This is a genomic window from Mesorhizobium sp. LSHC412B00 (assembly GCF_000503035.1).
Lineage (GTDB): Bacteria > Pseudomonadota > Alphaproteobacteria > Rhizobiales > Rhizobiaceae > Mesorhizobium.
In genome coordinates this window covers 289567-310768 of record NZ_AYWB01000003.1, presented here as the reverse complement: position 1 = coordinate 310768, position 21202 = coordinate 289567, and the positions used below count along the sequence as shown (strand labels likewise).

Annotated in this window: 21 protein-coding genes and 1 pseudogene; 10 read left to right on the top strand and 12 right to left on the bottom strand. The window is 63.2% G+C overall.

Going from position 1 to position 21202, the window contains the following annotated elements; translation table 11 throughout:
- Positions 1-3 precede the first annotated feature (3 nt).
- Complete coding sequence (locus X757_RS156670) at positions 4-1125, bottom strand: DUF2336 domain-containing protein (RefSeq protein ID WP_023701210.1); 1122 nt, start codon at positions 1123-1125, stop codon at positions 4-6.
- A 151-nt stretch (positions 1126-1276) separates the two neighbouring features.
- On the opposite strand from X757_RS156670, the gene X757_RS156675 reads away from it, so the two are divergent.
- Together X757_RS156675 and X757_RS156680 are read left to right on the top strand one after the other, a co-directional pair.
- Positions 1277-1729: a MaoC family dehydratase gene (locus X757_RS156675; protein WP_023725704.1), complete on the top strand. Its 453-nt coding sequence runs from the start codon at positions 1277-1279 to the stop codon at positions 1727-1729.
- Positions 1729-2604, top strand: a complete 876-nt coding sequence (locus X757_RS156680; protein WP_023710650.1) for a CoA ester lyase — start codon at positions 1729-1731, stop codon at positions 2602-2604. Before X757_RS156675 ends, X757_RS156680 begins: the two co-directional genes overlap by 1 nt.
- On the opposite strand, the gene X757_RS156685 is transcribed toward X757_RS156680, so the two are convergent.
- Both X757_RS156685 and X757_RS156690 read right to left on the bottom strand, forming a co-directional pair.
- The gene (locus X757_RS156685; RefSeq protein ID WP_023725703.1) at positions 2601-4502 is read right to left on the bottom strand and encodes a hypothetical protein; all 1902 of its coding nucleotides are present in this window, start codon (positions 4500-4502) and stop codon (positions 2601-2603) included. The two genes, X757_RS156680 and X757_RS156685, sit on opposite strands and share 4 nt — an antisense overlap.
- Positions 4503-4613: 111 nt before the next feature.
- A complete protein-coding gene (locus X757_RS156690) occupies positions 4614-5198 on the bottom strand; it encodes a nitroreductase (RefSeq protein ID WP_023723386.1) in 585 nt (194 codons plus the stop codon).
- 165 nt (positions 5199-5363) lie between these two features.
- Between X757_RS156690 and X757_RS156695 the strand changes: the two genes are divergently transcribed.
- The 3 genes from X757_RS156695 (at position 5364) to X757_RS1000000168860 (ending at position 7495) form a co-directional block, all read left to right on the top strand.
- On the top strand, positions 5364-6326 hold the full coding sequence (locus tag X757_RS156695; protein WP_023695450.1) for a hypothetical protein: 963 nt from the start codon (positions 5364-5366) through the stop codon (positions 6324-6326).
- Between the two features lie 232 nt (positions 6327-6558).
- Entirely contained in the window at positions 6559-6846 is a 288-nt protein-coding gene (locus X757_RS1000000168865; RefSeq protein WP_031251184.1) for an ankyrin repeat domain-containing protein, read from the top strand.
- Between the two features lie 82 nt (positions 6847-6928).
- Positions 6929-7495, top strand: a complete 567-nt coding sequence (locus X757_RS1000000168860) for an ankyrin repeat domain-containing protein (RefSeq protein ID WP_023725701.1) — start codon at positions 6929-6931, stop codon at positions 7493-7495.
- Between the two features lie 204 nt (positions 7496-7699).
- On the opposite strand, the gene X757_RS156700 is transcribed toward X757_RS1000000168860, so the two are convergent.
- Positions 7700-8638, bottom strand: coding sequence for a lysophospholipid acyltransferase family protein (locus X757_RS156700; protein ID WP_023725700.1), 939 nt, complete (start codon positions 8636-8638; stop codon positions 7700-7702).
- Positions 8639-8723: 85 nt separating this feature from the next.
- A complete protein-coding gene (gene thrS / locus X757_RS156705; protein ID WP_023725699.1) occupies positions 8724-10697 on the bottom strand; it encodes a threonine--tRNA ligase in 1974 nt (657 codons plus the stop codon).
- A gap of 207 nt (positions 10698-10904) precedes the next feature.
- Here thrS and X757_RS156710 point away from each other — a divergent pair, with 207 nt between their 5' ends.
- Complete coding sequence (locus X757_RS156710; RefSeq protein WP_023695453.1) at positions 10905-11741, top strand: SAM-dependent methyltransferase; 837 nt, start codon at positions 10905-10907, stop codon at positions 11739-11741.
- 13 nt (positions 11742-11754) lie between these two features.
- On the opposite strand, the gene blaOXA is transcribed toward X757_RS156710, so the two are convergent.
- The 3 genes from blaOXA to X757_RS1000000168485 all read right to left on the bottom strand — a co-directional run bounded on the left by blaOXA (position 11755) and on the right by X757_RS1000000168485 (position 13378).
- Positions 11755-12570, bottom strand: coding sequence for a class D beta-lactamase (blaOXA, locus tag X757_RS156715; protein ID WP_023667616.1), 816 nt, complete (start codon positions 12568-12570; stop codon positions 11755-11757).
- A 157-nt stretch (positions 12571-12727) separates the two neighbouring features.
- A complete protein-coding gene (gene yidD / locus X757_RS156720; protein WP_023667617.1) occupies positions 12728-13096 on the bottom strand; it encodes a membrane protein insertion efficiency factor YidD in 369 nt (122 codons plus the stop codon).
- A 102-nt stretch (positions 13097-13198) separates the two neighbouring features.
- Positions 13199-13378, bottom strand: a complete 180-nt coding sequence (locus X757_RS1000000168485) for a hypothetical protein (protein WP_198024397.1) — start codon at positions 13376-13378, stop codon at positions 13199-13201.
- Between the two features lie 92 nt (positions 13379-13470).
- Between X757_RS1000000168485 and X757_RS156725 the strand changes: the two genes are divergently transcribed.
- Entirely contained in the window at positions 13471-14388 is a 918-nt protein-coding gene (locus X757_RS156725; RefSeq protein WP_023725698.1) for a LysR substrate-binding domain-containing protein, read from the top strand.
- 26 nt (positions 14389-14414) lie between these two features.
- On the opposite strand, the gene X757_RS156730 is transcribed toward X757_RS156725, so the two are convergent.
- Both X757_RS156730 and X757_RS156735 read right to left on the bottom strand, forming a co-directional pair.
- Positions 14415-14813: a cell envelope integrity protein TolA gene (locus tag X757_RS156730; RefSeq protein ID WP_156933417.1), complete on the bottom strand. Its 399-nt coding sequence runs from the start codon at positions 14811-14813 to the stop codon at positions 14415-14417.
- A gap of 40 nt (positions 14814-14853) precedes the next feature.
- Entirely contained in the window at positions 14854-15300 is a 447-nt protein-coding gene (locus tag X757_RS156735) for an iron-sulfur cluster assembly scaffold protein (protein WP_023667621.1), read from the bottom strand.
- Positions 15301-15541: 241 nt separating this feature from the next.
- Between X757_RS156735 and folE the strand changes: the two genes are divergently transcribed.
- The 3 genes from folE to X757_RS156750 all read left to right on the top strand — a co-directional run bounded on the left by folE (position 15542) and on the right by X757_RS156750 (position 17727).
- Positions 15542-16177: a GTP cyclohydrolase I FolE gene (gene folE / locus X757_RS156740; protein WP_023725696.1), complete on the top strand. Its 636-nt coding sequence runs from the start codon at positions 15542-15544 to the stop codon at positions 16175-16177.
- Between the two features lie 35 nt (positions 16178-16212).
- Positions 16213-16671 (top strand): phosphoribosyl-AMP cyclohydrolase, encoded by a 459-nt coding sequence (hisI, locus tag X757_RS156745; RefSeq protein ID WP_023688273.1) that lies wholly within the window; start codon positions 16213-16215, stop codon positions 16669-16671.
- A gap of 84 nt (positions 16672-16755) precedes the next feature.
- Positions 16756-17727, top strand: coding sequence for a patatin family protein (locus X757_RS156750; protein ID WP_023667624.1), 972 nt, complete (start codon positions 16756-16758; stop codon positions 17725-17727).
- Positions 17728-17742: 15 nt separating this feature from the next.
- On the opposite strand, the gene recJ is transcribed toward X757_RS156750, so the two are convergent.
- Together recJ and X757_RS01000000164645 are read right to left on the bottom strand one after the other, a co-directional pair.
- The gene (gene recJ / locus X757_RS156755) at positions 17743-19527 is read right to left on the bottom strand and encodes a single-stranded-DNA-specific exonuclease RecJ (protein ID WP_023695459.1); all 1785 of its coding nucleotides are present in this window, start codon (positions 19525-19527) and stop codon (positions 17743-17745) included.
- A 247-nt stretch (positions 19528-19774) separates the two neighbouring features.
- Positions 19775-21158 (bottom strand): annotated as a pseudogene (locus X757_RS01000000164645) (homoserine dehydrogenase).
- Between the last annotated feature and the right edge of the window lie 44 nt (positions 21159-21202).

Here is a 21202-nt window from a genome sequence, read left to right as displayed (position 1 = left end):
GCGTCAGGCCGCGGCTATCGCCAGCGCATGCCCGCGCGCGTTTTCCCGCAGCGCGTCGAGGTGGATCGACTTGACCAGGCCGGCGAGATCGCCCTCGGTGGCCGGACCGCCGAGCTCCTTCAGCATCAGCCAGCTGACCTCCTGCACGCCGGCGAGGCGCTTGCCGTTGGCGACTTCGCGCCAGATTTTGAGCGCGCGCAGGATGATGCCATGGGTGGAAGCGGCAAGGCCGGCGCCGCGGAACAGCGCCTGCAACGCAACGTCCTGGCCGCCTGCGAGCAAGGCCCGCACCCGCTGCTCCGACTGCTGGCTGAGTGCAACCAGGGCCGAGCCGAAAAAGTCGACCTTGCCGTGGGCAATGGCACGGATGATGAAACTTGCGGTCAGGTCGCCGCGCAGGCGCAGATGTTCGATAAGTGCCGCATGTTCCTCCGCGCGCGTGCCTTCGACCAGCCGCACCGAAGCCTTGACGCAAGCATCGCGCGTGACGCGCTCGGCTCTGGCCGCCCCCATCAGCGCCATCACCAGCGGCGAAGCCTTCAGCGTTTCGCCGAGCTTGACCAGTAGCATGTGCCGGCAGTCGGCCGGCAGCCGCACATCCGTGACCATTGCCTCGCGCAAATGAGCGATATGGCCATGCCGCTCGGCGATGCGGCGGAAGGAGAGCGAGGCTATGTCGGCGCCGTCATTGGCGAGCAGCGCCGCACACGCTTCCGGTTCGCCGATCTCGGCGATCGCCGCGGCAACCGCCATCGAAACGACCGGCCGGTCGGCGATCAGTTTTTGCGTCGCCTTGTGCCCGGCCGCGACGCGGTCGATCAGGTCGGCGTCCGTCAGCAGCGGGGAGCGCGCCAGCACCAGGGCTGCCACTTCCGGCTGATCGGAGGCAAGCGCGCTGATGATCTGCAGCGGCGCGTGATGGCTCATCGACAGCGCTTCGGCCATAGCCAGCCGCACCTTCGACGAGGCGTCGTCGAGCAGCAGCGTCAGCGCCGCTTCGGCCGCGCAACGGTCTTCGAAAGGCAGGTCGGAATTGACGTAGGCGCGGGCCAGCGCGCTCGCCGCCGCGGCGCGCTCCGAAACTCTCGCGGTGTAGATCCATTTGAGAAAATGCGAGACAACCATACTGCCTGCTACGCCCCTTGCCGGAAAGCTTCCGGCCCCAGGAATGACCCTAGGCAGAAATGGTTTACGAACGGTTCACCATGTTTATTAACTGGCTTGCGGGTGGCATGGGCAGCGCCTATCAACCGTCAGGCAGCGGAGGAGAAAAACGATGCCCGGGCTTTATCTCGAAGAGTTCGTCGTCGGACATGTCTTTCGGCACACGCTGCGCAAGACCGTCACCGAAAGCGATAACATGCTGTTCTCGGTGATGACGCTGAACCCACAGCCGCTGCACATCGACTTCGACTTCGCCGCCAAGAGCGAATGGGGCAGACCGCTGGTCAATTCGCTGTTCACGCTCGGCCTGATGATCGGCATTTCCGTCAATGACATCACCGGCGGCACCACAATTGCCAATCTCGGCATGAAGGAGACGGTGTTTCCGCACCCGGTCTTCCACGGCGACACCATCCGTGTCGAAACGACGGTGCTCTCAGTCAGGGACTCGAAATCGAAGCCGGACCGCGGCATCGTCGAGTTCGAGCATCACGCCTACAATCAGAACGATGTGCTCGTTGCCAAATGCACGCGCCAGGCGATGATGATGAAAAAGGCGGCCTGATGCGCTCGCTGCTGTTTGTGCCCGGGGATTCCAAAAAGAAACTGGAGAAGGGTTTTGGCGCCGGCGCCGACGTGGTCATCGTCGACCTTGAGGATTCCGTGGCGCCACAAAACAAGCCGTCGGCACGCGACATCGCAGCACGCTTTATTGCCGGCAACAGGCAGCAGACAAGCTCCGCCATCTATATCAGAGTCAACGACCTATCGACCGGGTTGACCGACGATGATCTGGCCGCCCTGGTTCCGGTCAAACCCGACGGCATCATGCTGCCGAAGTCGAACAGCGGCCAGGATGTCCAGCAGCTATCCGTAAAGCTCCGCGTACATGAGGCCGAAAACGGATTGCCGGATGGCGCGATCAAGATCCTGCCGATCATTACCGAGACCGCTGCTGGGTTGCTGGCCGCCGCGACCTATGCCGGGGCAAGCGCCAGGCTTGCCGGCCTCACCTGGGGTGCCGAAGATCTGTCGGCGGCGATCGGCGCGCAGGCTGCGCGCGACGACAACGGCCGCTACACCGATGTCTTCCGCCTTGCCCGCACCATGACCATCCTTGCCGCCGGCGCAGCTGAAGTCGCGGCGATCGACACGGTTTTCCCCGCCTTTCGCGACATGGCCGCCTTCGAAGCCGAATGCACGGAGGCCGAGCGTGACGGCTTTACCGGCAAGATGGCGATCCATCCGGCGCAAGTGCCGGTCATCAACGCCGCCTTCACGCCATCGGCGGAGGCAGTACAACGCTCGCAGGCCATCGTCGCGGCCTTCGAGGCGGCCGGAAATCCCGGCGTGGTCGGCATTGACGGCAAGATGTATGACCGGCCGCATCTCAGGCTCGCCGAACGGCTTCTGGCTCGCGCCAAGGCAGTCGGGGTTTAGTCCCGCGCCAGCACGATGACCCGGTCCTCAGGCAGGTAGGCCAGCGCTTGCGACTTCAACGGGTTGACGGTGACGCCGCCCAGAGCCCGCTCATCACTCTGCGCAGCGCGAACGCGCCTATGTCCGATGGCGATCTCGCCGCGCAGCCGCGCCGATTCCGCGATCGTCCAGAACGTCACCGGCTGGTCGATGGCGACATAGTGGCCGACCGGACGCATGTAGATTTCGGAGCCCTCCTCGTCGAGCAGGTCATCGAAGATCGCGGCGAGATTCTGGTTCTCCGATGCCTGCGCCAGCATCAGGCTGACCAGCCGGTTGCTGACGACGAAGTCATCGGCCTTGGTCACCGCCGCCAACTCGCGGTTGCGCACGTCGATCATTTCGCTGACAATCGAGATATGCGTGCCGGCATCGTCTGCGATTTTGCGCAAATGCAGCAGCGTCACCAGCGTGCGCGTATCGGCGGGCTGCGCTGCCATGGTCTCGCTGTAGCCGAGGACGAGCACGTGGTCGTAGGAAGGCACGTCCAGGCTTGCCAGTGCTGTGCTGCTTGACGTGTCGGTGATCCGGCAGGAAACCGACAGATTGTCGCCGACGACCGGCAGCCCGGCAACTTCCTGTTCGAGGCCTGGCGTATCGGCGGCGATGGTCAGGATCGAACCAGGCGCGACATAGCGCGACAGTTCATAGGTTATGATCGGACCGCGCCGGTTCCAGCCAAGGATCAGCGTGCGCTCCGGCTTCGCCTCGATGGGCTGATGGCGAAGAATCGCCGCGGCATCGATCTTGGCTCCGGCGCTTCCCAGCTTGATGGCGGCATCGTCCTCGGCAATGATGATGGCGCGCATGTCCTTGCCGATTACCAGCTCCGGTGGCGGGTTGAGGTTGACGCGCCCCTGCTGGTCGCAGAGCCCGATCAGCGTGCAATGCTCATACGCCATCACTGCCTCGCCGAAGGTCTTGCCGGTGAGGTCAGGCTGCTCGGTCGTGTAGATTTCGCAGCCGTCGAAATCGAGCAGCTCCGAATAGACGCCGCTGAGACCCGACTGCCGGCTCGAATGCACGACGATGCGCGAGATCAGCTGGTCGGCCAGGACAAGCTGTACCTCGGCCCCGCCGACGACGCGGGCGACCTCGGCGTTCTTTCCGTCGCGGATCTCGGCGGCGATGTTATAGGGCGCCGTGCGCCGGTTCGGGTCGTTGGCCAGCGCCAGCACCGTCTTGATCACCTGCGAATCCGGGTCGTCGCCGTCCGGCGACAGCACGATGATCGAGCGCGAGGTCTGCGGGTTGACGATGGCCAGATCGTAGAGGTCGGTCGGGTCGCCGCTGCGGCAGATGATGCGTGTATTGCCCAGTCTGCCGACTTTGGCGGCGATCTCGTCCTCCATCGCCACCTTGTCCATATTGGCCATGACGACAATGCGCGGATGGCGGCGGCTGGCATTGGCAATGACGAGTTCGGAGATGACGTCGAAGATCGACGGCGACCAGTTGAGGATGATGGTGTGGTCGCTCTCCAGCACCCGCGAACGGCCCTTGCGCAATTCATCGAGCTTGCTGTCGACGCCGGCGCTGAGCACGCCGATGAGGGCCGACACGACGAAGATGCCGGCGAGCGTGACAAAGAGCATGACGAGACGAAAGGCCCAGCCGGTGTCGCCGCCCATCGTGCCGGAATCGAGCGTGCGCATCAGCGATTCCCAGAATGCTTCGAAGAAGTTCAGTGGTTCGCCGCCCTCCGGCGCGATGCGGGTCACCGCAAGGAAAGCCGCGGCGGCGATGATGATCAGCAGCGAAGCGACGGCGAGCCAGCCGATCAGCGCGATCGGCCCGGCCGCCATGCTCTTGTCAAACCCATAGCGCAGCCGGGTTCGCAGCGAGTCTCGTTTCTTCATGTCGCCGGCGACCCCCAAAAAAATCCCCATGGTCGATGCGCCAACCCCCAACGCATCGCCGAAGCCGCTGTCTTAGCCTGTGTTTAAATAAAGGGGAATCGCTTTCGGGTGTCAGCCGTTCCACGGCCCCGCATAATCGGCATAGAGCTTTGCCGGATCGGGCCGCGGCCGTTCCGGCGCCGGTCCCTGATAGCAGCCGATATGGACGAAGCCGACAACACGTTCCTGTGGCGCCACTCCCAACAGCGCCCTGCCCTCCGCCACGTCGGAATACCAGTTGCTGATCATGTTGGTGCCGTAGCCCAGCGCATTGGCTGCGATCATCAGGTTCATCGCCGCCATGCCGCCGGACAGGAACATTTCCCATTGCGGGATTTTTGGATTGTCCTTCGGGCTCGAGACCACGCCGATCACCAGCGGCGCACGCGAAAACCGAGCCAGTTCCTGGTTGCGGCGGTTTTCCGGCAGCGGTCCTTCGCGCTGTTCGGCGAGCGCCGCCAGCTTCCTGCCGATCTCGACGCGCGCCTCGCCGCGATAAAGGATGAAGCGCCACGGCTCCAGCCGGCCGTGATCGGGCACCCGGCTTGCAGCCGCGATCATGGTCGCGATATCGCCATCGCTGGGCGCCGGTTCCTTCAATTCAGGAATCGGTGCGGAGTTTCGGGTCAGCAGGAAGTCGATGATCGGCGACGCCATGGGGGCCAGGTCTCCTAAAGCACTCGATTTTGAGCTGAAGCGCGCCATTGCGGATCGGGGCGGCTCGGGCATTGGCGCGGGCGCGCCGGACGAAAGAACCTGTTGCCAAGGCGGTCGGACTCTTAAGCCTTGAAATTGCCACCGCCTTGGGCTTCAACGCAAGGCATGTTTGAGGGGACATCGCGCCTTTTCCTGATTTGGCTCGCCGTAGCGCTGTTTGCGCCGGCCTCGATGGCCATGGCGCAGAATGCCGACGGCATCGGCAATCTGAAACTCCCCGATATTTCGAGCTATGCACCGCCCAAGGGCGAGACGCCGCTGGCACTCGGTGGCGGCGGTGCCATAACGCTGTCGGCGCAGTTGACCGACAAGGGCGCCGACATCACGCGCGGCATCGTCTGGCGCGTCTTCAAGCCCGAGGCCGCCGGCGACGGCAAGCTGCCGATGGTGGCTTCCGCGCATGGCGGCAGCGCCGTGTTCCAGCTCGAACCCGGCAGCTATCTGGTCCACGCCTCATACGGACGCGCCGGCGCCACCAAGCGCATCACCGTCGGCAAGGACGCCAGGCGCGAAAGCCTGGTGCTCGATGCCGGCGGCCTCAAGCTCGACGCGGTGCTGTCGGGCGGCGTGCGTATTCCGCCGAAAAAACTGCGCTTCTCCATTTATGAGGGCACCGCCGAGGCCAATGGCGACCGCGCTTTGATCATTCCCGATGTCGAGCCGAACAGCGTCGTGCGGCTCAACGCCGGCGTTTATCATGTCGTCTCCACCTATGGCGCGGTCAATGCCGTCATTCGCTCCGACATCCGTGTCGAAGCCGGCAAGCTGACCGAAGCCACCGTCGAGCATCGCGCGGCGGAGGAGACCATGAAGCTGGTGCGCGAGACCGGCGGCGAGGCCATCGCCGATACATCCTGGTCGCTGCTCAACGAATCCGGCGATCCGATCAAGGAGGCCGTCGGCGCCTTCGCCTCGATGGTGCTGGCCGAAGGCCAATACACCATCATCGCCAAGAACCGCGACCGCATCTACCAGAAGGATTTCACCGTGGTCGCTGGGCAGAACCAGGAGATCGAGGTGCTGGCCACCGAAGCCTCGGCCATCGATCCCGAGGAAGGCGCCGACTAGGTTGTGGACTCATAAGCCCGAAGCCACAGCCGGACGGATCGACCTTGCGATTCGTTTCTAGGCACCGGTTGGAGTGGCTACGATCCGGCATTCGTGGTATGTTTTTGCGGCCTTGAAAGCATGACCCGTACCGCAGTTTGCCTTGGGANGTGGCTACGATCCGGCATTCGTGGTATGTTTTTGCGGCCTTGAAAGCATGACCCGTACCGCAGTTTGCCTTGGGAGATGCCAAATGCGCATGTCCTTGCTTTTCATTCCACTACTGCTTGCACCGATTGTATCGCATGCCGCCGGCATTCACGACGCCGCCATGAAGGGCGATGTCGCGGCGATCACGGCAGCGCTCGACGCTGGTGCCGGCGTCGATGAGAGCGACGGGCGCACGACACCACTCTATCTTGCGGTCAAAGGCGGTCATTTTGCAGCGGCAAAACTGCTCATTGAACGCGGTGCCGACGTCAACGCCGTCCCGGACCCGCGNCAAAGGCGGTCATTTTGCAGCGGCAAAACTGCTCATTGAACGCGGTGCCGACGTCAACGCCGTCCCGGACCCGCGTTTGGGTCCTGCCCTTATTCTGGCTTTGGCAAAACGCAGGACCGATTTGATCAATCTGTTGCTGGACGGGGGCGCAAATCCAAATTCGAAGCGCAGCCGCGAAAACGCTATCCACATCGCAGTCAATCTCGGTTGCCTCGATTGCGTGAAAGCACTGGTTGAGGCCGGCGCGGACGTGAATGCGAAGACAAAGGACGGCAAGACACCGCTCCATCTGGCAAAATTCAAGGGGCAACGCGAAGTTGCTGNCTATCTCATGTCGCACGGCGTCGTGTTGCCAACGCCAGCTCCGATCTCGATGAAGTTGGCTGCTGCCGATGTCGAGAAAGGCCGAACCTACTTCACACACGTGTGCCACGGTTGCCACAATGCCGAGCCACAGGGAGGGATCAAAACGGGACCGAACTTATGGGGCGTCGTCGGCCGCGACAAGGCATCCATGGCAAATATGCGTTACTCCGACACCTTGCTGGCCTTAGAGGGTGTATGGACGTACGAGGACCTGAACACATATCTGCTTGAGCCCATGCTCACCACGCCGGGTGTTTACATGGAGGTGCCTGGCGTCCCGGACGAGACCGAACGGGTCAACCTGATCGCNATATCTGCTTGAGCCCATGCTCACCACGCCGGGTGTTTACATGGAGGTGCCTGGCGTCCCGGACGAGACCGAACGGGTCAACCTGATCGCCTACTTGCGTACACTCAGCGACAAACCGCTCCCACTGCCCTAGGAGCTATTGAGCAAAAAGGCCGAGGTTGTCGAAAGTTGACCGACTGAACGTCGTTTATGAGTACACGCCCTAGTTAGCGTCTCTCAGGCTGCCTTGCGCATACGGCGCGGCAGGAAGTGGACGCGGCTGCGCGGTGCGTCGGGCGCCAGATCGAAGACGCCGCGATGAAGGCGATCAAGCAAGGTCTTGCGGTCGCGCAGCGGCTCCAGCTCATCCCAGCGCAGTACGTTGCCGACGCGAACGTCGATCGCTTTGCCGGACAGCCGCGCGAATTCGCGGATGAGCATTGAAAGGCGCAACGTCAGCGACGCCTTGCCGACGAATTTCGCCAGCCTTCCTTCGCGCTCCCCCATGTTCATCGGGCCGCTGACCAGATGGAACAGCCGGCCGTTCTGCCCGGAAAAATGCATCGGCACCACCGACGCCTTGGCGTCCTGCACGAGGCGCGCCGGAAACATCTTCCACGGCAGGTCTCGCGCCCGGCCAAAGCCTCTCGGCGCGGTGGCGACGCCGCCGGCCGGAAATACCACGATGGTGACGCCCTCTTTCAACAGCCGCACTGCCTCGTGGCGCACCGCCATGTTGTTCTTCACCGCGTCCTTGGTCTCGGAAAAGTCGATCGGCAGCGAGTACGGTTCCATTTCGCGGACCTTCAGCAGATCCTTGTGGATCATGACGCGGAACGGACGCCCGAGCTGCTCGACCAGCGACAGCACGGCAATGCCGTCGCCAATGCCGAACGGGTGGTTGGCGACGATCACCAGCGGCGTGTCCGGCAGCCCCGCCGGCGGCCACCGATCGGTGCTGCGCACCTTGACGTCGATCAGCTCCAGCATGCGGCTGAACACCCGCTCGCCCGTCGGCGCCACCTGACGGCGCCAGAAATCGTAGAGCGCGGCATACCGGTCGCGCCCCGAGAGGCCTTCAATGGAATGGATGAACCAGCGCGTCAGCGCCGGCTGGCTCGCATTGGCGTAGGAGAGTTCGGGAAACGGTCTTTCCCGTATCTTCAGCTTGAGCATGGGGGCTCGTTACAAGGTTCGCGTGACAGGCATGTGAAAATGGCGGTGGATCGCTCCACCGCCATTTCTCCGAAACATTGTTTGCTCAGGCCGCGCTTCGCCTGCGGTCGGGCGAAACAGCCTCGTCAGAAAGCAGCTTCAGCGCCTCCGCCAGCTTGAGCGATTCCTGATCGCGCGAGCCGAGCCGGCGGATGTTGACCGTCTCCTCCTCCGCCTCGCGCTTGCCGCAGACGAGGATCACAGGAACCTTGGCCAGCGAATGCTCACGCACTTTGTAGTTGATCTTCTCGTTGCGCAGATCCGGTTCGGCCAAAAGTCCTGCCGCCTTCATCTGTGCGACAACCTTTCGCGCATAATCGTCAGCATCCGAGGTGATCGTGGCCACAACCACCTGCAGCGGCGCGAACCACAGCGGGAAATGGCCGGAATAATGCTCGATCAGGATGCCGAGAAAGCGTTCCATCGAACCGCAGATGGCGCGATGCACCATCACCGGCTGCTTCTTTTCCGAATCCGAACCTATGTAGAAGGCGCCAAAGCGTTCCGGCAGATTGAAGTCGACCTGCGTGGTGCCGCACTGCCATTCGCGGCCGATGGCGTCCTTCAGCACATATTCGAATTTCGGCCCATAGAAAGCGCCCTCGCCCGGATTGATCGAGGTCTTGATGCGGTTTCCCGAGCGCGTCCTGATTGTATCCAGCACGTTGCCCATGATCGCCTCGGCATGATCCCAGGCCTCGTCGGTGCCGACGCGCTTATCCGGCCGCGTCGACAGCTTCACGCTGACATCGTCGAAGCCGAAATCGGCGTAGGTCGACAGGATCAGATCGTTGATGCGCAGGCACTCCGCGGCCAGCTGCTCCTCGGTGCAGAAGATGTGCGCATCGTCCTGCGTGAAGCCGCGCACGCGCATCAGCCCGTGCAAGGCGCCGGACGGTTCGTAACGATGCACATTGCCGAATTCCGCAAGCTTTACGGGCAGATCGCGATAGGATTTCAACCCATGCTTGAATATCTGCACGTGGCCCGGACAATTCATCGGCTTCAGCGCGAACACGCGGTCGTCGTCGGTGTCGTCGCCGGCCACCGTCACCTTGAACATGGCATCGCGATACCAGCCCCAGTGGCCCGACGTCTCCCACAGGCTCTTGTCGAGAACCTGCGGTGCGTTGACCTCCTGGTAGCCCTGCTCGTCGAGGCGGCGGCGCATGTAGTTGACCAGATTCTGGAACATCTTCCAGCCCTTGGCGTGCCAGAAGACGACGCCCGGCCCCTCTTCCTGGAAATGGAACAGGTCCATCTCGCGGCCGAGTTTGCGGTGGTCGCGCTTCTCTGCCTCTTCCAGCATCGTCTGGTAGGCATCGAGTTCAGCTTGCTCGGCCCAGGCCGTGCCGTAGATGCGGGTCAGCATGGGGTTGTTCGAATCGCCACGCCAATAGGCGCCGGCCACCTTCATCAGCTTGAAGGCGTTGCCGATCTGCCCGGTGGAGGCCATGTGTGGGCCGCGGCAGAGGTCGAACCAGTCACCCTGGGAATAGATCTTGAGATCCTGGTCTTCGGGAATGGCGTCGATCAGCTCGAGCTTGTAGCGCTCGCCCTTCTCGGCAAAGACCTTTTTCGCCTTGTCGCGCGACCAGACTTCCTTGGTGAACGGCTTGTTACGCGCAATGATCTCGCGCATCTTCTTTTCGATCACCGGGAAATCGTCAGGCGTGAACGGCTCGTTGCGGGCGAAGTCGTAATAGAATCCGTTCTCGATCACCGGCCCGATGGTCACTTGCGTTCCCGGCCACAGTTCCTGCACGGCCTCCGCCAGCACGTGTGCTGCATCATGACGGATGAGCTCCAGCGCGCGCGGATCGCTGCGGGTGATGATCTCGACCTTGCCGGACTTGCCAAGCGGGTCGGAAAGATCGCGAACGGTGCCGTCGATGGCATAGGCGACAGCCTTCTTGGCCAGCGACTTCGAGATCGATTCGGCGAGGCCCGCACCGGTCATCGCCGCGTCATAGTCGCGGACGGAGCCATCGGGAAATGTCAGGGAAACGGAATTCAGCATCGGGTATCTCCTATCCAGTCCCGCAAACGAGCGCGGGTGGTCGTGGTGTGAAGCCGGAGGCATCCGGCAGCGGGCGGGTTTTAGAGGCCACGCGGCATCAGGTAAAGAGCCGTCGTTGGCGCAGCTGTCAGGAAATGGCGCGACAGATGTCGCAGGCCAGTCGCACAGGCTTGCGAATTTCCCCGACACGAGGTTGGAATCCCCGGCATGGAAGACGCAAAATCCAGCCGAACCGCCTTGGGCGTCGCGCGCATGCGGGCCCTCCACCAGTTCTCGCAGCAGGCGGCGCTGTTTCGCGACCCATATGCGAGTGCGATACTGGGCGATGCCGCACCGACGGTGCAGGAGCTCGAGCAGGAAGGTGAGCGCAGCCGGCGCATGCGCCTGTTCGTGGCAGCGCGCGCCCGCCTCGCCGAGGACTGGCTGGCTGCGGCGGTGCGCCGGGGCGTCCAGCAAGTGGTGGTGCTCGGCGCCGGCCTCGACACTTTCTCGCTGCGCAATCCGTACCCTGATGTCGCGGTGTTCGAAGTCGATCACCCGGCGACACAGGCCTGGAAACGGAAATGCATCGCCGATGCTGGTCTTGCCGAACCGCGGGCCACCATGTTCGTGCCGGTCAACTTCGAGCGCCAGCGCCCCGCGGATGGCCTGGCATCGGCCGGTTTGCGGCAGACCGAGCCCAGTTTCTTCATCTGGCTGGGTGTCGTTCCGTATCTGAGCCAGGACGCAATCTTCAGCACCCTGTCCTGGATTGCCGGCATGCCCGGTTCGGAGGTCGTCTTCGACTACAGCGAGCCGGCCGAGAACCGCGATGCGGCTGGACAGGCTGCCCTCTCTTTCCATGCGGCGCGCGTCGCCGCTGCCGGAGAGCCCTGGATCAGCTTCTTCGTGCCCGCGGCACTGGCGCAATCGCTGCGCGAGCTCGGCTTCGATGAGATCGAAGATCTGGAAAGCAGCGACATCGCCGCCCGCTTCTCCAGGACGCCAAAGGCGGAGACAAGGAATTCCGGCGGCCACATCCTTCGTGCCCGCCGGAGCACTTGAAGCTAAAGCAAGTTCACTTCACCAGTTGCGGCAACTCCCTCAGTAACGCCGCGCGTGTCGCCGGGCCTTTCGGCATGTCGATCGGCTTGGTGTCGACGACCAGCCGGGCGAAGACGATCCGGCGGCCGCCCTTTTCGGCCCAGCCGACGAACCAGCCCAGCGCGCGCTTGTCCTTGCTGTTTCCCAGCCTGGTGCTGCCGGTTTTGCCCCGCACCGTCCAGCCGCCGGCCTGGAAAGTCGGCAGGATGGCTCGGGTCATCTCATGCGCCTTGGCAGAAACCGGCATCTTGCCGGCGAGCAGCTGGCGCAGGAAGGCTGTCTGTTCGACCGGCGATATCTCAAGCGAGGAATTTATCCAGGATTGCGTGAGCCCGTTGTCCTTGTCGGCATCGCCCGAGACATCCATGTTGCCGTAGCCGAATTTCGAGACGTAGCCGGCAAAGCTTTTTGCGCCGAGCCGGCGCACGATCTCGCGCGAATACCATACGATCGAGTCGCGCTCCCAGATAGTCGGGTCGACGGCTTTGTGGTCGCGGCTCACGGCCCTGAATTCAGGCTTGTAGTCCCAGGTCGGCGTATGCGCATCGCTCAGGATACCGCTGTCGTAGCCGATCAGCGCCAGCGGCACCTTGAAGGTCGACGCCGGGCTGACGCGTTGGTCGCAGACGCCGCTTTGATAGAGCGTCTCGCCGCTCGCCGCGTCCTGGATAAGCGTGCAGGCGACATCGCCAAGCGGAGCCGATTGCGCCCGCATCGGAAATCCCAGAAACCAGGCCAGCAGGAAGAGGACTGCGGCAATGATGAAGGGATGGGTTTCGATCCGACGCATGTGGGCTCTCCTGGGAATGAACAGGAGGCGCTTAGCCAAGTGTCTTGGCTCGATTTTGACTCAAATGCGCAGTCTTTGTGCAGCCCGTTGTTAACCTTACCGGATTGTAAAGAAATGCCGCGCTGGCGATCTGGATCAGGCACCAGCGCGCCCGCCGTCAGGCCTCGCCGCGCTTCCTGCCGATCTGCCAATAACGCCATGGCATGAACCAGACATAGCGCTGATCGAGTACCTCCGGCACGCGATCGATGCCATGCGAACCGAAAGGGCCGCAGCGCAGCACGCGGAACAGCCCCATGAAGCCGCCGGCCCACAGACCATGGCGGGCGATCGCCTCATGCGCGTATTCGGAACAGGTCGGCAGATGCCGGCAGGAATTGCCGACAAATCCGGACAGCGTCAGTTGATAGAGGCGCACCAGCGACGTGCCGAAAATGCGGCCGGGTGTTTTGCGCCAGGGACCGGGCCAGTTGCGCCCGCGCCGGGTCCGTCCTGCGGCATGCACATGCCGATGCTGGTCGCCCACCGCAGTCTCTTTCCGAACGCGACCCGAAACCGGCTTCCGGGTCAGCTTGCGTTTCCAAACCGATAGATGTGAGCTTCGGCCGGCAAACGCAATCCTCTTCACTCACTCGCCTCTTTGTCGGCTCAGGGTCGCGAGCGGCGAAAGGGATGCCGCTCCGATGGAGCCGCCCAGCGGGTGGCCGGCCTTTGCTCGGTGCGCTGCACATGGATGCCGCCTGTCGCCATGCCACTGAAATGTCGCGATCCGCATCACATCGCAAAAGATCTTCAGTAACTGGATCATGGCGCATCTCCTTTGAGGCGGATTAGACGCCCGCTGGCCTTCGCCTTCAAACGAGTATAATTTCCGGTTCGGATAACTTTGGGTTATGCGAAATGAAGCGCGGACGGTTGCCCCTGACGGCGTTGCGAAGCTTCGAGGCAGCCGGCCGGCAATTGAGTTTCAGCCGGGCCGCCGAGGAGCTGTTCGTCTCGCAGGCCGCCATCAGCCGGCAGATCCGCGAACTCGAGCAGTTCTTGCGCCAGCCCTTGTTCCGCCGTCATCACCGCCGCGTCGAGCTGACCGAGGCCGGCCAGCGCCTGCTCGATCAGTTGGTCAGGAGTTTCGACGACATCGACAGGCTGCTTTCGGACCTGGTGGCTGCCCCGGCGCAGTCGGTGGTCCGCGTCAGTGTCGAGCCGTCACTGGCCTCGGTATGGCTGTTGCCGCGGCTCAACCGCTTCAGCCAGTTGCGGCCCGATATCGACGTTTCCCTCGAAGTCGACCCAAGGCCGATCGAGTTCCGCAGCGATCAGCCCGAACTCGCCTTGCGCTTCAGCGCGCGCGCCACCTCATGGCCGCGCAGCGAGGCCGAATGGCTAGCCTCGACCGTCGATTCACCGGTCCTGTCGCCCACCTTGCTGGCATCGGGCCCTGCCCTCGAAAAGCCGCTCGACCTTGCCCGCTACACGCTGTTGCACGAGGAGAATCGTCAAGGCTGGGCGCGCTGGTTCGAGGCAGCCGGCGTCGCCGCCGACGCCATTCCGGCGCGCGGCCCTATGCTGGCGGATGTGTCGCTGTCGAAGCAGGCGGCCCTGCTCGGCCACGGCGTGGCACTGGGCGACCTGTTGCAGATCGGCGAGGAGATTGCATCCGGCGCGCTGATCAAGCCGTTCGACATTGATGTCGCATCCGGCGCCTACTGGCTGGTCGCCAAGAGTTTGAAGGACCTGCCGGAACCGGTCAAGGCGTTTGCCGACTGGGTGAGAAGCGAATTTGCCGAAAGCAGACGGGCGCAGACACTGCAGACCTAAGCCGGCGTAATCTTAGCGTTCGGCTTCTATTTCTGCTGCGGGGTGGATGACATGTCTCGGGCGTCGAAATTGACAGTGATCTCGCGCCAAGCCTGGTAGCTGTCGACATAAGCGGCAAGGCCAGTGAAGGGCGCACAACGGGCAATTGCCCGAACTGCGCTTTGATTGAACATCTTGCCCTGTGGCTCTGTCGCGGGGTTGAGTACCTTTGGCGGTCCCGCCAGCGAACCATCCCGGTTCAGGCTGATTTGGACGCGCGTGATCGTGATCACTGATCCGTCGCCGACTGGGATATTCCAGCAGCCAGCCAGCTTGTCAAAGAGATAGGTGGCGGCCTTCTGCTGCGAAGCGCTTTCTTCTCCGGCAGCATAGCCACTCGTCACCAGCGAAACCGCAACGCCCAAAGCCACCATCAACCAATGCAAGCACTTCCTCCGTCATGGCCTGCGCGAAGTCTGCGCTATGTCACACCGCTTCTTCGGCGCGTTTCTTCTCGATCTGACCGATGGCATCGACGACCGCATCGAAGGTCAGCATGGTCGAGGCATGACGCGCCTTGTAGTCGCGCACCGGCTCCAGATATCTCAGATCGGCAAAGCGGCCTTGCGGCGGCGCGCCGTTTTCCTTGAGCATCTTCAGCATGGTGTCGCGCACCGCCCGCAATTCGTCGGCGCTGGCGCCGATGATATGTTGAGCCATGATCGAGGACGAGGCCTGGCCGAGGGCGCAGGCCTTCACGTCATGCGCGAAATCGGTGACGACGCCATTGTCCATCTTGAGGTCGATGGTCACCGTCGAGCCGCACAATTTGGAATGGGCCTTGGCCGTCGCATCCGGATGATCGAGCCGGCCGATGCGTGCGATGTTTCCGGCAAAACCCAGAATTTTCGCATTGTAGACGTCGTCAATCATATTTTTCCAATCCGTCGCCGCCAAGCGAACAGCGATTGCCGCTGTGGCGTCTTTCATTCGCTGCGTACGACCATATATAATGGTGGCAGTCGGGTATCGACAAGGCACTGCAAAGCCATCGTCCTTGCCCATTTCGTTCACGCCGCTTGCGGGCTGGAAACAGGGCGAGTTTTCAGCACCCGAAAGGTCGTGGTCCGTTCAACTCGTTCCTTCTGAGAGAGGAACTACGGGAGACGCCTTTATGGATGCCGTCATCAAGAAAATCATGGCCCCTTCCGACTATCTGGACAAGCCGGTCACCGACAGGCCGAGCGAAGCCGAGGTCGAGGCCGCCGTGCGCACGCTGTTGCGCTGGACCGGCGACAATCCGGACCGCGAGGGCCTGATCGACACGCCCAAGCGCGTCACCAAGGCCTTTCTCGAAATGTTCAACGGCTATGACATGTGCCCGGCCGAAGAGCTCGGCCGCACCTTCGAGGAAGTCGCCGGCTATGACGATCTCGTCATCGTCAGGGACATCCAGTTCCACTCGCATTGCGAGCACCACATGGTGCCGATCATCGGCAAGGCGCATGTCGGCTACCTCCCGGATGGCAAGGTCGTCGGCCTGTCCAAGATCGCGCGCGTCGTCGATATCTTCGCCCATCGCCTGCAGACTCAGGAGGCCATGACCGCACAGATCGCCGGCGTCATCCAGGACGTGCTCAATCCGCGCGGTGTCGCCGTCATGATCGAGGCCGAGCATATGTGCATGGCCATGCGCGGCATCCGCAAGCAGGGCTCCACCACGCTGACCTCGACCTTCACCGGCGTGTTCAAGGACACGCCCGAGGAACAGGTCCGTTTCGTCACCATGGTGCGCGGCCTCGGGGCGTAAGCCCCTCGCCGGCATCGCTAGATCAAGGACCGGCGATGTCGGCACTAACATTTCCCAAGGCTCCATCAGACAAGAAGGCTCTCGAAGAAGGCGCGGTGTTTTCCCCGCGCTTCGATGCTGCCGGGCTGGTCACCGTCGTCGTCACCGACGCCGCTGACGGTATGCTGCTGATGGTCGCGCATATGAATGCCGAGGCGCTGGCGCTGACGCTCGAAACCGGCATCGCGCACTACTGGTCGCGCTCGCGCAGCACGCTGTGGAAGAAGGGCGAAACATCAGGCAATTTTCAGACCGTCGTCGAGATGCTCACGGATTGTGACCAGGACGCCATATGGTTGCGCGTCAAAGTGTTGGGCCACGACGCAACTTGTCACACCGGCCGGCGTTCATGTTTTTATCGGACGGTGGGGCTAATCGGCGGCAAGGCAACGCTTGCCGGCGATGGCAGCACGCCGCTGTTCGATGCGGAAAAAACGTATCGGAAGCCCGCGTGAACCATTCAACAGTCGCAAACCACTCATATTCACTATTCTCAAACGTCCTTCCTGTAGAACGGACGCGGGATAAGGGAGATCATGATGCTCGAGTGGGCGTCATTGCGTAGCAGACCGGACGTGCGGGAGGCCAATGGCCCCTCATCGTCCGGCGGCGTGCCTGACCCGCAACCCGCGGGCAAGACAGGCATTTCGCTCGCGCTGGGCGGCGGCTGCGCACGCGGCTGGGCGCACATTGGCGTGCTGCGCGCGCTCGACGAAGCCGGCATCGAAGTCTCGATGATCGCCGGCACCTCGATCGGCGCGCTGGTTGGCGGCTGCTATCTCGCCGGCAAGCTGGACGAACTCGAGGAGTTCGCCCGCAGCCTGACCAAGCGGCGCATCTTCGGCCTGCTCGATCTCAATCTGCGCGGCAGCGGCCTGTTCGGCGGCATGAAACTGGACGTCAGGCTGCGCGAGCACATGGCAGGCATCCGCTTCGAGGATCTGACGAAACCCTTCGTCGCCGTTGGCGCCGAAATTCGCACCGGCCATGAGATCTGGCTGTCCAGCGGTTCGCTGATCACCGCGATGCGGGCTTCCTATGCGCTGCCCGGCGTGTTCGAACCGGTGAATTGCAACGGCCGCATTCTGGTCGACGGCGCGCTGGTCAACCCGGTTCCGGTTTCGGTCTGCCGCGCCTACGAGCAGCCGCTGGTCGTCGCGGTCAACCTTCACTACGATCTGTTCGGCCGCGCCGCCGTCATCAAGCACAGCGCCGGCGAACTGCTCATCGAGAAGGACGCGCCCCGGCCAGGCCAGGCCAGCCCCGACCACCAGCCGCACCAGAGCCGTCTCGGCATCACCGGCGTCATGGTCGAAGCCTTCAACATCATCCAGGACCGGATTTCACGCGCAAGGCTAGCGGGCGATCCGCCCGACATGTCGCTCCAACCGAAACTCAGCCATATCGGCTTGACCGAATTCCACCGCGCGGATGAGGCGATCAGCGTCGGTTACCAGGCGACGATGGCGCAGATCAGCGAGTTGAAGCGGCTGCAGACGGTCCTCGCTTAAACCAATTAGGCAATGTCAGGCTTTGGCCGCATCGGTGATGCGGAACTGCACCGTGCGGTTGCCGTTCCAATAATTCCCCGACAGCGAGCCGGCTACATGGATCGTGTTGCCCCTGTTCTTGAACAGGAATTCGCCCAGCGCGGTATCGACGGATCGAAAGGCGATGCCCTGGATGCGGCCGCCGCTTTCCGACTGCAGATCAGCCCGGATGTGGTTGGTGCCGACAGCCCGCGCGTCGGCCAGCCGATGGCGCGGCAGCGCGAACACCGGCGCGACATGGCCGGCGCCGAAAGGCCCGGCCTTTTCCAGCGCATCGAGCAAAGCAATCGTCGCGCCCTCGGCGGCGAGCGCGCCGTCGACGGCCAGACTTTCTTCGTCCTGCAGCCGGAACACTTCGGCCGCCGCGCGCTCCTCGAAGAAAGCACGGAGTTCGCCGAGCTTGGCGCGTTCCACCGTGATGCCGGCGGCCATGCCGTGGCCGCCGCCCTTGACGATCAGCCCGGCATCGGCGGCTGCGCGCACCAGCCGTCCGAGATCGAAGCCCGACACCGAACGGCCAGAGCCGGTGCCGATGCCATTGGCGTTGAAGGCGATGGCGAAGGCCGGCCGCCGCGCATGGTCCTTCAGCCGCGAGGCGATCAAGCCGACAATGCCGGGATGCCAATTGGTGCTGGCGGTGACGATGATGGCCGGCCCGTTGCCGCCGGCAAGTTCGGCGTCAGCCTCGGCGCGCGCCGCTGCCAGCATCTCCAGCTCCATCTGCTGGCGTTCCTGGTTGAGCCGGTCGAGTGTCTCGGCAATGGTCCCGGCCTCAACCGGATCGTCGGTGGCGAGCAGCCGGCTGCCAAGTGCTGCATCGCCGATGCGGCCGCCGGCATTGATGCGCGGCCCAATCAGATAGGCGAGATGAAAGGTGCTTATCGGCTCACCGATGCGGGACACCCGCGCCAGTGCGGCGAGCCCCTCATTCTTCTGCTGCCGCGCCATCTGCAGTCCCTTGACGACGAAAGCGCGGTTCACGCCGATGAGCGGCACCACATCGCAAACCGTGGCCAGCGCCGCCAAGTCGAGCAACGACAACAGGTCCGGTGGCGCTGCGTCGGGCAATCGGCTGCGCAGGACCCTCGCCGTCTGCACCAGAGTGAGGAAGACGACACCGGCGGCGCACAGATGGCCTTGCCCGGAAAGGTCGTCCTCGCGATTGGGATTGACGACCGCGGTCGCCTCCGGCAGCGGGCCGCCGACCTGATGGTGGTCGAGCACCACCACATCGGCGCCTGCGGCCTTGACGGCATCGATGGAGACAGCGCTGTTGGTGCCGCAATCGACGGTGACGATCAGCGTCGCGCCGCGCGAGACCAGTTCGCGCATAGCCTCCGGATTGGGGCCGTAGCCCTCGAAGATGCGGTCGGGAATGTAGATCTCCGAAGGCACCGAGAAATGCGTCAGGAAGCGCTTGAGCAACGCCGAAGAGGCGGCGCCGTCGACATCGTAGTCGCCGAAGATTGCCACCTTCTCCTTGGCCATGACCGCTTCGGCGATGCGGGTCGCAGCCTTGCCCATGTCGGTCAGCGAAGCCGGATCCGGCAACAGATTGCGGATCGTCGGATCGAGGAAGCGCTCGGCCTGGTCCGCGGTGACGCCGCGCCCGGCGAGCACGCGAGCCACAATGTCGGGCACGCCGTGGCCCTGCGCTATGGCCAGCGCAGTCATGTCCTGCCGCTCGCTCAACCGGTGTTCCCAGGAAACACCGGTCGCCGACTGCCTGACGTCGAGGAAGAAGCGTTTGTCGCCCGTCATAGGAGGCGTAGTCTACAGATTGTCATTTCCGGCAATATGCGACGGCTAAACAGGAAAGTCTCAACTTTTCCACCTCCTGGTGACGCGCCTTGATCTCGCGGCTCACGCCTCCGCCAGAACCCGATGATGACTAGTGGGTTCGACCTGAAATCTCAATCCGGCTCCAAATCAAAGAGAGAGCATTATGGCGTCCGAAACCACTTTTCAGCAGCAGCATCAATCGGTTAAAGGAGAAAAATGACTTGGCCTAGCCCGCACGCTCGATGCGGATAACCTGCGGCTTGTCTGTGAGGTGGCCGTCCTTGGTGATGCCGTCGACAGCCTTGCGCACCGCTGCTTCCGTCGTCTCGTGGGTGACCAGGATCACCGTCTTTTGCGCGTCCGTCTCGCCGCTGACGGCATGCTGGACGATCGATTCCAGCGAAATGTCGTTGTCCGCCATGCGCTTGGCGATCGCGGCGAAGACGCCGATGCGGTCGTGCACGGTCAGCCGGATGAAATAGCCGCCGGCATGGCTGCGCATCTGCGCCTTCTTGTAGGGGCGCAGTTCCTTGGCCGGCAGGCCGAACACCGGACCGTGCTGGAAGCCCGGCCGGCTCTTTGCGATGTCGGCGATATCGCCGACCACTGCCGATGCGGTGGCGTTGCCGCCGGCGCCGGGGCCGGAGAGCAGCAGTTCGCCCAAAATGTCGGTTTCGATGGCCACTGCATTGGTCACGCCATGCACCTGTGCGATCACCGACGCGGTCGGCACCATGGTCGGGTGCACGCGCTGCTCGATGCCGCTGTCGGTGCGCTGCGCGACACCGAGCAGTTTTATCCGGTAGCCGAGATCGGCGGCAGCGCGGATGTCGGCTTGGCTGATGTTGGAAATGCCTTCCATGTAGATGTCATTGGCCGCGATCCTGGTGCCGAAGGCCAGGCTGGTCAGGATCGACAATTTGTGCGCCGTATCATGGCCCTCGATATCGAAGGTCGGGTCGGCCTCTGCATAACCCAGCCGTTGCGCGTCCTTCAGGCACTTGTCGAAGGAGATGCCCTCGGCCTCCATGCGGGTCAGGATGTAGTTGCAGGTGCCGTTGAGGATGCCGAAGACGCGGGTGACCGAATTGCCGGCCATCGCCTCGCGCATCGTCTTGATGACCGGGATGCCGCCGGCAACTGCCGCCTCGTAGTTGAGCAGCACGCCCTTCTTCTCGGCGATTTCGGCAAGCGCCACGCCGTGCTTGGCCAACAGCGCCTTATTGGCGGTGACGACATGACGTCCGGCTTCAAGTGCTGCCTTGACCGACGCGCGCGCTGCCCCTTCGTCGCCGCCGATCAGTTCGATGAAGACGTCGATATCGGCGGCCTGCGCCNGACGCGCGCGCTGCCCCTTCGTCGCCGCCGATCAGTTCGATGAAGACGTCGATATCGGCGGCCTGCGCCATCTTGATCGGATCGTCGAACCATTTGGCGGCGCTGAGGTCGACGCCACGGTCGCGCTTGGGATCACGCGCGGAAACGGCCGCGACGATGACATCGCGTCCGCACTGGCGCGTCAGTTCCGCTGCCTTGTCGCGCAGCACGCGCGCCACCGAGGCACCGACAGTACCCAGACCGGCAATTCCAACACGCAACGCTTCAGCCATGCCCGGCGACGCCCCTCAAAAAATCTACTCGAATAAGATGTGCG

Coding starts and splice junctions, on each gene's coding strand:
- X757_RS156670 (WP_023701210.1), bottom strand. CDS start 1,125: ATGGTTGTCTCGCATTTTCTCAAATGGATCTACACCGCGAGAGTTTCG.
- X757_RS156675 (WP_023725704.1), top strand. CDS start 1,277: ATGCCCGGGCTTTATCTCGAAGAGTTCGTCGTCGGACATGTCTTTCGG.
- X757_RS156680 (WP_023710650.1), top strand. CDS start 1,729: ATGCGCTCGCTGCTGTTTGTGCCCGGGGATTCCAAAAAGAAACTGGAG.
- X757_RS156685 (WP_023725703.1), bottom strand. CDS start 4,502: ATGAAGAAACGAGACTCGCTGCGAACCCGGCTGCGCTATGGGTTTGAC.
- X757_RS156690 (WP_023723386.1), bottom strand. CDS start 5,198: ATGGCGTCGCCGATCATCGACTTCCTGCTGACCCGAAACTCCGCACCG.
- X757_RS156695 (WP_023695450.1), top strand. CDS start 5,364: ATGTTTGAGGGGACATCGCGCCTTTTCCTGATTTGGCTCGCCGTAGCG.
- X757_RS156700 (WP_023725700.1), bottom strand. CDS start 8,638: ATGCTCAAGCTGAAGATACGGGAAAGACCGTTTCCCGAACTCTCCTAC.
- thrS (WP_023725699.1), bottom strand. CDS start 10,697: ATGCTGAATTCCGTTTCCCTGACATTTCCCGATGGCTCCGTCCGCGAC.
- X757_RS156710 (WP_023695453.1), top strand. CDS start 10,905: ATGGAAGACGCAAAATCCAGCCGAACCGCCTTGGGCGTCGCGCGCATG.
- blaOXA (WP_023667616.1), bottom strand. CDS start 12,570: ATGCGTCGGATCGAAACCCATCCCTTCATCATTGCCGCAGTCCTCTTC.
- X757_RS1000000168485 (WP_198024397.1), bottom strand. CDS start 13,378: ATGATCCAGTTACTGAAGATCTTTTGCGATGTGATGCGGATCGCGACA.
- X757_RS156725 (WP_023725698.1), top strand. CDS start 13,471: ATGAAGCGCGGACGGTTGCCCCTGACGGCGTTGCGAAGCTTCGAGGCA.
- X757_RS156735 (WP_023667621.1), bottom strand. CDS start 15,300: ATGATTGACGACGTCTACAATGCGAAAATTCTGGGTTTTGCCGGAAAC.
- folE (WP_023725696.1), top strand. CDS start 15,542: ATGGATGCCGTCATCAAGAAAATCATGGCCCCTTCCGACTATCTGGAC.
- hisI (WP_023688273.1), top strand. CDS start 16,213: ATGTCGGCACTAACATTTCCCAAGGCTCCATCAGACAAGAAGGCTCTC.
- X757_RS156750 (WP_023667624.1), top strand. CDS start 16,756: ATGCTCGAGTGGGCGTCATTGCGTAGCAGACCGGACGTGCGGGAGGCC.
- recJ (WP_023695459.1), bottom strand. CDS start 19,527: ATGACGGGCGACAAACGCTTCTTCCTCGACGTCAGGCAGTCGGCGACC.